Origin of the sequence: Actinophytocola sp. (assembly GCF_045807065.1) — a bacterium.
Classification (GTDB): Bacteria; Actinomycetota; Actinomycetes; order Mycobacteriales; family Pseudonocardiaceae; genus Actinophytocola.
The window spans coordinates 1-10,711 of sequence record NZ_JBJMIE010000594.1 but is presented as its reverse complement, the minus strand read 5'-3'; the positions used below and the strand labels follow the sequence as shown (position 1 = coordinate 10,711).

The following is a 10,711-nucleotide window of genomic DNA, read 5'->3' as shown; positions in this document are numbered from 1 at the left end:
TGCGCGGTCGCGAGACGGGCGCCGGTAGCAGGTGTGATGCCCGCGGATGCTCGCAGGCCTGCAAGCATCCCCGGGAGGTCCGGACCGCGCGGACGGGGCCCCGGTCGGATGTCGCAGGTGGCCACCTTGCTTTCCTGGATGAAGACGTTGGGGTCGGCGACGACTCCGAACAGGTCGTTCACGACGTCGCCGCGCACGAGGCCGGAGTAGCCCCAGTGGTAGGGCATCCACACCTGGTGCACGACCCGGTCGGCCAGCCGCAGCGGTGTCATCCGGTCGGTGACGAACACCCGGGCGTCCACGGCGGCCCTGCTGGTGATCACGTGCGCCCAGCCGAGGTGCGCGAGGCCGCGCTCGGCCGCCAGCTCCGGGGAGACCTCCACGAACAGCTCCGGCTGCAGCTCGGCCAGGTAGGGCAGCTGCCTGCTCATCCCGCCCGCCGTGTGGTGCTCGGTCAGCCGGGCGGCGGTGAACACGTACGGGAAGACCTCGTCGTGTTCGGCCGAGGGCGACGGGTTGGCCGGGTTGTCCGGCCGGTCGTACACCTTCCGCACCGGGTTGCTCTGCTGGCCGTAGAGCCGGTTGCGCACCGGCGACTCGTGTGGCTCGTAGTGCGTCGGCAGCGGCCCGTCCGCGAGCCCGCTCGGCGCGAACAGCCACGCCTTGCCGTCGGCCTGCATGATGAACGGGTCGTCGCCGTGGATGGCCTCGGGGCCGACCGCGCCCTCGCGCGGCCGGTAGTCCGGTGGCTTGGTCTTCTCGAAGTCCGGCACGTCGTCGCCGGTCCACTCGCCCTTGTCGGCGTCCCACCAGACGAGCTTCTTGCGCTCGCTCCACGGGCGGCCCTGCGGGTCGGCCGAGGCGCGGTTGTAGAGCACGCGGCGGTTGGCCGGCCACGTCCAGCCCCACTCCGGCTCGTAGGCGTCCTGCTCGTGGTGCGGCTTGCGCCGCCTGGCCTGGTTCACCCCGTCGGCGTACACGCCGCTGTAGATCCAGCAGCCGGCCGCGGTGCTGCCGTCGGCCTTGAGCTCGGTGTAGGCGCTGACGGGCCTCCCGGTCGCGAGGTTGGTCCCGTTGATGCGGCGCAGCACGTCCTCGGGGGACGGCTCGTCGCCCTCCATCGCGTAGTCCCAGGCCAGGTCGAGCACGGGCCGGTCCCGCTCGTCGGTCGAGCCGGCCAGCCGCTCCTTGAGCATCCTGCCGAGGTGGTAGAAGAACCACAGGTCCGAGCGCTGGTCACCGCGCGGCTCCACGGCCTTGTCGCGCCACTGCAGCATCCGCTGGGTCTGGGTGAACGTGCCGGACTTCTCCACGTGCGAGGACGCGGGGAAGAAGAAGACCTCGGTCCGGCAGGTTCGCGGCGTGAGCTCGCCGGTCTCCACCTCGGGGCCGTCCTTCCAGAACGTCGCGCTCTCGATCATGACGAGGTCGCGCACCACGAGCCAGTCCAGGTTGGCCATCCCGCGCCGCTGCAGCTTGCCGTGCGCCGAGCCGACCGCGGGGTTCTGCCCGAGGAGGAAGTAGCCGGACACCGTGCCGTCGACCATGTCCATCGCGGTCTGGTAGGTGCCATGGTCGCCGTTGATGCGGGGCAGGTTGTCGAAGCAGTAGTCGTTGTCCGGTGTGGCCGCCTCGCCCCAGTACTCCTTCATCAGCGACACGAAGTAGGCGTCGGCGTTGTACCAGAACCCCTTCTGGCACGTGCCCTGGATGCTCTCCAGGTAGTCGGCCAGCGTCGCGTGCGAGGTGTCGGGCATCGGCAGGTAGCCGGGCAGCAGGTTGAACAGCGTCGGGATGTCGGTCGAGCCCTGGATGTTCGCGTGGCCGCGCAGCGCGTAGACCCCGCCGCCGGGGCGGCCGATGTTGCCGAGCAGCAGTTGGATGATGGCGCCGGCGCGGATGTTCTGCGGCCCGGTGGTGTGCTGGGTCCAGCCGACGCTGTAGACGAGCGCGCCGGTGCGCTCCCGGCCGGAGTTCGACGTCCACGCCGCACACACCCGCTGGAACCGCTCGACCGGCACACCGCAGATCTCCGCGACGGCCTCGGGGGTGTAGCGGGCGTAGTGGCGCTTGAGGATCTGGAAGACGCAGCGGGGGTGTCGCAGCGTCGGGTCGTTCGCGATCTCACCGGCGCCGGTCTCCAGCACCGGGCCGCCGGAACCGTGCTGGTAGGACGACGACTGCTCCTTGGTTCGGTCACCCTCCCGCGTCTCGGGGGCGAGGCTCTCGTAGTGCCAGCTCGCGCTGTCGTAGGACCGGGTCGCCGGGTCGAAGCCGCTGAACAGGCCGTCGAGGTCCTCGGTGTCGACGAAGCGCTCGTCGATCAGGAATGACGCGTTCGTGTACGCGACCACGTACTCCCGGAACTCGAGGTCGTTGGACAGGATGTGGTTGATCACCCCGCCGAGGAACGCGATGTCCGTGCCGGCGCGCAACGGGACGTGCAGGTCCGCGAGCGCGCTGGTCCGCGTGAACCGGGGGTCGATGTGGATGACCTCGGCGCCGTTCGCCTTGGCCTCCATCACCCACTGGAAGCCGACCGGGTGCGCCTCGGCCATGTTCGACCCCATGATCACGACACAGTCGGAGTTCGAGAGGTCCTGCTGGTAGTCCGTCGCGCCGCCGCGACCGAAGGAGGCTCCCAGACCGGGAACCGTGGCGGAGTGTCAAATACGGGCCTGGTTCTCGATCTGCACCGCGCCCATGGCCGTGAAGAGCTTCTTGATCAGGTAGTTCTCTTCGTTGTCCAGCGTCGCACCGCCCAACCCGGCGATGCCCATGGTGCGGTGCAGCCTGTTGCCGTGCTCGTCGTGGTCCTGCCACCCCTTGCGCCGCGCGTCGAGCACCCGGTCCGCGACCATCTCCATGGCCTTGTCCAGGCTGATGCGCTGCCAGTCCTCGGCGTAGGGCGCCCGGTAGAGGACGTGCTGCTCACGCTGCGGCCCGGTGACGAGCTGCTTGCTCGCCGACCCCTTCGGACAGAGCCGCCCGCGCGAGATCGGCGAGTCGGGGTTGCCCTCGATCTGCACGACCTGCTCGTCCTTGACGTACACCTTCTGCGCGCAGCCGACCGCGCAGTAGGGACAGACGGTGTCGACCACCCGGTCCACGGTGCCGGTCCGCGCGGTCAGCTCGAGGGTCTTCCTGGACTCGGCGGCCACCCCCCGCCCCAGTCGGTCGGCACCGGTGAGCTGCCGGTAGACCGGCCACGACCGAACCCAGTCGCCGACTCCCATCCCAGGGCACCTCCACGCTGATCTTCGCGCATCGGTCTACCCCACGTCACCCCCTTGAAACCACCAAGCACGTACGGTCTCGGTGACCAGCCATGTCCGGCGTGCAAGCGATGCGATGAGCGCCGGAACGGACGCGCACGGTGATCTCCTCACTCATCCGGGTGGTTTCAGTCCGCATTACTTGGCATTCGCGGGCGCGGGAGTTGAGATCGGAGCCTGATCGCAGAGGCGGGAGATGAGGTCGTGGACAGGACTCGTCATCTTCGCCGCCTGGGTGTCGCCGTGGTTTCCGGGGCGGGACTCGCCATGGTGACGAGCGGCGTGCTCGTCTCCGCCGCCTCGGTGCCCGCCGTGGACTCAGCCGCGGCGACGGCGACTGCCACACCGACCACCACGCCACGGGCGACGAGCACCACCCCGCCGGCCACGGCTACCCGGTCGACGATGCCCCCCACGACCACCACGACCACACCGCCCGTCACCGCCGCGGTGACCGGGGCCGGCTGCGGCGACGCGCAGTTCACCACGTCCGCGGCGGACGACGGGTGGAGCGACGGCGACTACTACGTCCAGAACAACATGTGGAACGCCTCTGGCTACGACGTGACGCAGGCCCTGACCGCGTGCTCCTACCGCGACTGGTCGGTCACGACGACCGCGGACGACAGCGCTGGTGACGGCGCGGTGAAGACCTACCCGAACGTGCACAGGGACTACCACGACTGGGACACGGGCAAGGAGCCGGCGCTCAGCGCCTACCCCACGCTGACGTCGACGTTCGCCGCGACGAGTCCGCACACGGGGATCTACGACGTCGCCTACGACATCTGGCTCAACGGGGTGCCCGGCAACCGCGAGGTCATGATCTGGACCGAGAACTCCCGGCAGTCCCCCGCCGGCTCCCGGGTGGCCGGCGCCCTGCCGTTCAGCGGCACGACGTGGGACCTGTACGCGACGGGCGACAACGAGTACCTGGCCTTCGTGCCGGCCCGACCGCTGACGTCGGGCACCCTGGACCTGCGGGCGTTCCTGGACTACCTGGTCGGCAACGGCCGCGTGCCGGCGGACTCCACCCTCGGCCAGGTCTGTTACGGCGTGGAGATCGTCTCGACCGACGGCAAACCGGTCACCTTCGAGGTCACGGACTTCTCGATAACGGACTAGACCGGCCTGGTTCGGGTGCCGCCGCAGCCGATCTCGCTCGCGGTCGCGGTCGTGCCGCCTGCCGTGGCGGTGGCCACCAGGCGTAGGTAGCGGGTCGGTGGGGCGTGGAAACGGGCACGCTTGAGCGTGTTGTCCGGGGCCCACGAGCCCCGCGCCACCTCGTGGAAGTGCCGGCCGTCGGCGCTCGCCTCGATGCGGTAGGCGGTGATGTCGCCCTCGGTCAGGTAGTCGAACGCGTACGCGGTGGCCGTGTCCTGCCGGGGGAGGTAGGTCAGCGTGTCGACGCCCCGGTAGACCCGGCCCAGGTCCAGGGTGATCGACTGTGGCAGCGGGCCGGCCGACCACAGCGTCTGGTCGGCCTGTCCGTTCCAGCCGAAGTCGCTGTGACCGTCCACGGCCAGGGCCGCGTTCCCGCCGCCGGCCGCCGCGACCGGGGTGAGCGGGTGGCGCACCTGGTCGGGCTGGGCGGGCAGCGGCGGGCGGCCGCGGTTGGGCGACCACCGCGTGCCGACCTGCCGCAGCGTCTCCACCACGGTCGCGTCCAGCAGGCCCTGCGGGTTCGGCGGGCAGTTCAGGATGAACGTGCAGTACCTCGGTTCGAGCACGGCCAGGTGTCCGTCGACGACCTGTTCCGGGGTGAGCACGGCGCCGGGGGTCGCGGGGTGCCAGAACCAGCCGGCCGGTGAGATGGTCTGCCCCTGGCTCGCCGCATAGGTGTTGTCCGGCGGGCAGAACACGCCGCCCTTGGGCTCCTCGACGAACAGCAGGTCGGTGTCCCACGGCTCGGAGAGCCCGTTCAGGTCCAGGACCAGGCAGTCCGGCTGCAGGGCCGCCACGTGCTCCCGGATCTCGCCGAAGGGCACCACCTGGTGGCCGAGGCGCGGATGCCACGCCCAGCCGTCGAAGATCAGCAGCGGGATGCGCCCGTACCGGGTGAGCAGCTCGGTGAGCTGGCCCTTGACCAGCTCCAGGTCGATCGGGGCGTCCTCGTCCCACACCGCCGGGCCGACCCCGTTGGTGCGGTCCCAGATGGAGAAGTACAGGCAGGGCACCACGTTCCTCGCGCGGAACGCGTCGACGTACTCCCGCACCACGTCGTGCCGGTACCCGCTGCTCATCACGCTGTAGTCGGTGTAGCGCGTCGGCCACAGGCAGAACCCGTCGTGGTGCTTGGCGGTGAGCACCGCGAAGCGCATGCCCGCCGCCACGGCCGCGTCGGCCCACTGCCCGCAGTCCAGGGCGGTCGGGTTGAACGACGCCGGGTCCTGGTTCGGGTCCACCCACTCCTGGTTGTGGAAGGTGCCCATGTTGAAGTGCAGGAACATGCCGAAACGCCAGTCCACGAACCGCTTCTGCAGCTCGTAGCGGTTGCCGCGGGACGCAGCGGAAGCGCCGGCGGGCACCGGGAGCGCCGCGGCAGTGGCGAGGGCACCGGCGGCCGCCAGGAAACCACGGCGCGGCAGCTGAACGGGGACACGTCGCTTCGTCATCGAGGCACGCTCCATCGGGGCCGGGTCGAAGCCGCCGTCGAAACCTCTGTCGATACCGACTGTCGAAGCGCTTCGACGCCGCTGATAACGAGAATGTTACAGCCGGTCGGCCCCGGTGAACAGGGCCGGTCAGCCGGGGATCAGCACGAAGCCGCTCGTGGGCCTGGCCGGCACGCGGCGCAGCGAGATCGCCAGGTCCTGCTCCGGCACCGTGTAGTCGAGGCGGGCCAGGCGCACCGCGAGGGTCCGCAGTATCGCCACCACCGCGGACTCGCCCGGGCAGCGGTGGTTCGTGTACACGTCACCCATGCCCTGTGCGGCCAGTTCGAACGGCCCGACCTCACGGCCCAGGAACCGCTCCGGCCGGAACGCGTAGGGGTCGCCCCACAGCTCCTCGTCGTGGTTGTGGCCCCACAGGTCCAGCAGCACCATCGCGCCCCGCGGGATGTGCTCGCCGCGGTAGGTCAGGTCCCGCACGGCCCGGCCGCCGATGAACGGCGCGAACGGGTAGAACCGCCGCAGCTCGTGCGCGAACGCGTTGGCGAACCCGACGGCCCCGCTGGCCAGCCGCTGCCGGTGCGCCGGCCACCGGTGCAGGGCGTGGCCGGCGTACGCGACGAACCAGCAGACCGCGACCGCCGGGCGGATGACGTTGAGCAGCTCGACCGCCGCGAGCCGGGGCGAGAGCTCCTCGCCGTCCAACTCCCGGTGGCTGCTGACGATCTCGAGCGCGGAACCGCCGGTGGGGGTGGTCGCCCCGTCGCGGACGCCCGCCACCAGCCGGCCGAGCCACGCCTCGCGCCGGCCCCGGGCGGCGCGGGCCTTCCAGTGCCGGGGCCCGGGTGTGGCGAAGCCGTCGACCATCGCCACCAGGTCCCGTGCCACGGCCGGCACGTCCGTCTCGGGCAGCGGGACGCCGGCCCACCGGCACATTCCCCGGGTGATGATCCGCGCGGTCTCGTCGAACAGCACCAGCGGCCGGCCCGGCTGCCAGGACGCCACGGCGTCGTCCCACGCCGCCGCGACGTGCCCGGCGACCTCGTCCGCGGCCGGGGTCACGGCCTTGAGGAAGATGCTCTTGCGGCAGCGGTGCGCCTCGCCGTCGAGCGTGTGCACCGCGTGCCGGCCGAAGAGGGTGTTCTGCACCGGCCACGGGATGGCCGTGTGCCGCTTGACGTGGTCCTCGTCGTAGAAGAACCGGGCCGCGTCCTCGCCGCACAGCCCGACCGCCGGCTGGCCCAGCACCCGCGTCCGCGCCACCCCGGACGCGGACCGGGCCCGGCGGGCGGGCAACCAGCCGTAACCCTCGGCCAACACGGACAACGAGCTGTCGACCACACCACGGGGACGTCGCATGTGCACGGGAGTGCCCTGAGTGGACCCGGCAAAACCCGACGACCGGGTGGACCGAGTCACCCAGAGTGACGGGCGCCGGCTCGCACTGCGAACGTCGATCGATCACGGCTGGAAGGCGACGGCGAGGCGGCCGAACTCCAGGCAGGGTCAGCGGAGCGCGACGGTGAGCAGGGCGACCGCGTCGGTGACGGCGGTGAGGCCGTGACGTTGGGGTGGGACGGCGACGAGTTGGCCGGCGGCCAGGACCCACTCCTGGTTGCGGGTGTGCAACCTCGCGGTACCTCTCAGCAGCTGCAGCGTGGCGGCCGTCGGCGCGTCGTGTTCGGACATCTCCGCGCCCGCGGAGAGTGCGATCAGCGTCGCCCGTTGGGCGGTGCCGGACACCAGGGTTCTGGCGGCGCGCTTCGAGTGGTGACCGCGGGCCTCCTCGAGCAGTTCGGCGGCGAGCGACTCCACCGAGACTATGCCGTTCTCCGTCATCGCATCTGCTCCCATCCGCGCCGGGGCGCCCGAGGTCTCGTAGACCATATCGGGGCCGGCTCGGTATCGCCCAGAAGTGCCACGGCCGCGGCGATGTTGGCGCTGTGGCCGCTGAACGACGCCGTCACGTCCAGCAGCCCAACCGGGATGCCGGTCAGGTACAGGTCGCCGGCGAGGTCGAGCAGCTTGTGCCTCGCCGGCTCGTCGGGGAACCGCGGCGTGTTCGCGTAGCCGTCGCGGGTCAGGAGCACGACCGACGACTCGTCCAGGCCGCGGCCCAACCCCTGGGCACGCATGGCGGGCACCTGGTCGGCCACCGCGATCGTGCGTGCCGGGGCGACCTCGGTCGGGTAGTCGCGCGGGAGCCGGCAGGTGAAGGTCCGCGCGCCGGTGCCGTGCCGGAAGGTGTACGACCACACCCCGGTCCCCGCCCGGACGCTGATCGAACTGTCCGCCGTCCCGGCCACGACCTCCCCGCGCGGCAAGGGCGGGACGACGTCCGCCTCACCGAGTGGCTGGGTGCGCAGCGCGGCGACGTACCCGGCGGCACTGCCGTCGAGTGCGGGCAGCTCCGGATAGGACAGTTCGACCTCGGCGTCGGTGATCTCCAGCCCGGCGAACGCGCTCATCAGGTGCTCGACGGTGCCCACGGCGCCCAGCGTCGTGTGCCAGCGGGTGTCCGTGACCGCCGCGGGGGCGGCGGCGACGCGTGAATCCCCGCAGCGGAAGGCGATCCCGGTGTCGGCGGGGTGGACCCGCACCGTGACGGGGCGACCGGAGTGGAGACCGAGGCCGGTGAACGTCACCGGCGCCGACACGGTCCGGCGGCGGGTCATTCCGCCAGCAGCCGTTCCAGCTCCCGGATCCGGTCGCGCAGCCGGGGCAGCTCCGCCAGCACGGCCGAGATCCGCAGGCCGTCCGGGCGGGCCGGGAAACCGTGGTGCACAACGGGTTCGGTGAGATCGCGGCCCGCCGCCGCGCGGGCCGCCAGGGTCACGCCGTCGGCAAGCGAGATGTGGTCGGTCACGCCGCTCTGCCCGCCCAGCGTCACGCGTCGCCCGAGGACGGCGCTCCCGGCGACCCCGGCCTGGCCGCAGATCAGCGAATCCGCGCCCACGGTCGCGTTGTGCCCGATCTGGACGAGGTTGTCGACCTTGACCCCGGGCCCCACCGTGGTCGCGCCGCTGGTCGCCCGGTCGATCGCCGAACCCGCGCCGATCTCGACGTCGTCGCCGATGCGGACCCCGCCGACGTGCTCGACCTTGACCTGCCGCACGCCGTCCCACGCGAACCCGAAACCGTCGGCCCCGAGCACGGCGTGGGCGTGCACCACGCACCGGGCGCCGAGGCGCACGTCCTGGTACAGCACGACATGCGGGTACAGCACGGTCTCCGGCCCGACCACGCAGTCCTCGCCGACGTAGCAGAACGGGAAAACCCGTGCCCCCGCGGCGATCCGGGCGCCGCGGGCCACCACCGCGTACGGCCCGACCGAGGCGCCGGGGGCCACGCCCGCCGCCGGATCGACCACGGCGGTCGGGTGCACGCCGTCGGCCAGGGGAAGCGGGCGCCGGCACATCGCCAGGAAACGCATGAACGCGGCCTGGGGTCGCTCGGCGTGCAGGCACGGCCGGTCGACCGCCAGCCCGGGCGGCACGATCAACGCACCCACCGCGTGCCGGGCCGCCACGCGCGCGTGCTTCGGCCCGGTGCAGTACGCGAGACCCCGCGGATCGTCGGAGTCGTGCGGGACCGGCCGCGCCACCACGAAGTCGGGTGACGCGCCGACCACCGCCCCGAGCAGTGGCGCCAGCTCGGCCAGGGTCCACATCAGGCCACCTCCCGTGCCTTGTCGAACGCGCTGATCCCCCGCCGGGACGGCACGTCGAGGAACTCCGCGAGCTGCCCCACGAGCCCCGCGCGGTCCTCCAGCGGCAGGCCGGCACGCAGCCGGTTGTAGGCCGCCCGCAGCTCCCGGCGGTCGGCGGCCGAGAAGCCGGCCCGCCGCAGGCCCACGACGTTCAGCGCCCGGTGGGTCGCCGGGTTGCCGTCGACCGCGCAGAACGGCAGCACGTCCCGCGTCACCTTGGCCAGTGCGCCGACCATCGCCCGCGTACCGATCCGCACGTGCTGGTGCACCGCGGTCATCCCGCCGATCACCGCGTCGGACCCGACCGTGACGTGTCCGGCGAGCGCCGTCCGCTGCGCCACCACGACCCGGTCGCCGACGTCAGCGTCGTGGCTGATGTGCACCTGCCCCATGATCAGGCAGGAGGCACCGATCCTCGTGGGCACGTCCGGCCTGGTGGCCCGGTGCACGATCGCGGCCTCCCTGATCACCGTGCGCGGCCCGACCGACAGCCACGTGATGCCACCGGCGAACGACAGGTCCTGCGGATCACCGCCGACCACGGCATGCGCGTCGATCCGCACACCGGGCGCCAACCGGACGTACGGGTGCACCACCGCGTACGGCCCGATCACCACGTCGTCCGCGACGACCGCGTCCCAGGACACGACGGCGGTCGGATGAATACGAGACACAAGCACTACCCCCTGGCCGCCCATCCTGGCACAGCGGCACCCCACCGCGGGCCGTTCTCGTCCACTCCGGACCGCGGTCCGGGCCGCGACCGTGGCGGGCGACCGCACCGCTTGAAGCACGGCGGCCAGGGGTAATCACCCCGCCATGAGCGACACCACGCCCCGCAACCCGGATCCGCCGCAGCCGCCGGACACGCCGCAGCCGCCGGACCTCGACATCCCGATCCCGAAGCCCGACCCGGAGAAGCCGCCGGCCGAGGAGGACGTGCGCGACGAGGCCGGCACGGTCGAGCCACCGGACTGAGCCCACCCGACCGAGGCAGCCCGACCGAGGCAGCCCGACCGAGGCAGCCCGACCGAGGCAGCCCGACCGAGGCAGCCCGACCGAGGCAGCCCGACCGAGGCAGCCCGACCGAGGCAGCCCGACCGAGGCAGCCCGAC

The 10,711-nt window shown here is 72.0% G+C and carries 10 protein-coding genes; 2 read left to right on the top strand and 8 right to left on the bottom strand.

Features of this window, described 5'->3' with window-relative positions; all coding sequences use genetic code 11:
* Both fdh and ACJ73U_RS34845 read right to left on the bottom strand, forming a co-directional pair.
* Window positions 1-3,236 (bottom strand): formate dehydrogenase (gene fdh, locus ACJ73U_RS34850; protein ID WP_407782013.1); only part of this gene is annotated, 3,236 nt, incomplete at its 3' end.
* 257 nt (window positions 3,237-3,493) lie between these two features.
* The gene (locus ACJ73U_RS34845; RefSeq protein WP_407782012.1) at window positions 3,494-3,700 is read right to left on the bottom strand and encodes a hypothetical protein; all 207 of its coding nucleotides are present in this window, start codon (window positions 3,698-3,700) and stop codon (window positions 3,494-3,496) included.
* Between ACJ73U_RS34845 and ACJ73U_RS34840 the strand changes: the two genes are divergently transcribed.
* On the top strand, window positions 3,681-4,400 hold the full coding sequence (locus ACJ73U_RS34840) for a GH12 family glycosyl hydrolase domain-containing protein (protein ID WP_407782011.1): 720 nt from the start codon (window positions 3,681-3,683) through the stop codon (window positions 4,398-4,400). The genes ACJ73U_RS34845 and ACJ73U_RS34840 overlap by 20 nt on opposite strands.
* Here ACJ73U_RS34840 and ACJ73U_RS34835 read toward each other — a convergent pair.
* The 6 genes from ACJ73U_RS34835 to ACJ73U_RS34810 all read right to left on the bottom strand — a co-directional run bounded on the left by ACJ73U_RS34835 (window position 4,397) and on the right by ACJ73U_RS34810 (window position 10,270).
* Complete coding sequence (locus ACJ73U_RS34835) at window positions 4,397-5,890, bottom strand: alpha-L-fucosidase (RefSeq protein ID WP_407782010.1); 1,494 nt, start codon at window positions 5,888-5,890, stop codon at window positions 4,397-4,399. The genes ACJ73U_RS34840 and ACJ73U_RS34835 overlap by 4 nt on opposite strands.
* A 129-nt stretch (window positions 5,891-6,019) precedes the next feature.
* Window positions 6,020-7,246, bottom strand: coding sequence for a cytochrome P450 (locus ACJ73U_RS34830; RefSeq protein WP_407782009.1), 1,227 nt, complete (start codon window positions 7,244-7,246; stop codon window positions 6,020-6,022).
* Window positions 7,247-7,393: 147 nt separating this feature from the next.
* Complete coding sequence (locus tag ACJ73U_RS34825) at window positions 7,394-7,726, bottom strand: hypothetical protein (RefSeq protein WP_407782008.1); 333 nt, start codon at window positions 7,724-7,726, stop codon at window positions 7,394-7,396.
* On the bottom strand, window positions 7,723-8,562 hold the full coding sequence (locus ACJ73U_RS34820) for a UDP-3-O-acyl-N-acetylglucosamine deacetylase (protein ID WP_407782007.1): 840 nt from the start codon (window positions 8,560-8,562) through the stop codon (window positions 7,723-7,725). Before ACJ73U_RS34820 ends, ACJ73U_RS34825 begins: the two co-directional genes overlap by 4 nt.
* A complete protein-coding gene (lpxD, locus tag ACJ73U_RS34815) occupies window positions 8,559-9,557 on the bottom strand; it encodes a UDP-3-O-(3-hydroxymyristoyl)glucosamine N-acyltransferase (protein WP_407782006.1) in 999 nt (332 codons plus the stop codon). The genes ACJ73U_RS34820 and lpxD overlap by 4 nt, the downstream gene beginning before the upstream one ends.
* Complete coding sequence (locus ACJ73U_RS34810; RefSeq protein ID WP_407782005.1) at window positions 9,557-10,270, bottom strand: hypothetical protein; 714 nt, start codon at window positions 10,268-10,270, stop codon at window positions 9,557-9,559. The genes lpxD and ACJ73U_RS34810 overlap by 1 nt, the downstream gene beginning before the upstream one ends.
* Before the next feature lie 145 nt (window positions 10,271-10,415).
* Between ACJ73U_RS34810 and ACJ73U_RS34805 the strand changes: the two genes are divergently transcribed.
* Window positions 10,416-10,574: a hypothetical protein gene (locus ACJ73U_RS34805; protein ID WP_407782004.1), complete on the top strand. Its 159-nt coding sequence runs from the start codon at window positions 10,416-10,418 to the stop codon at window positions 10,572-10,574.
* The last annotated feature ends 137 nt before the right edge of the window (window positions 10,575-10,711 follow it).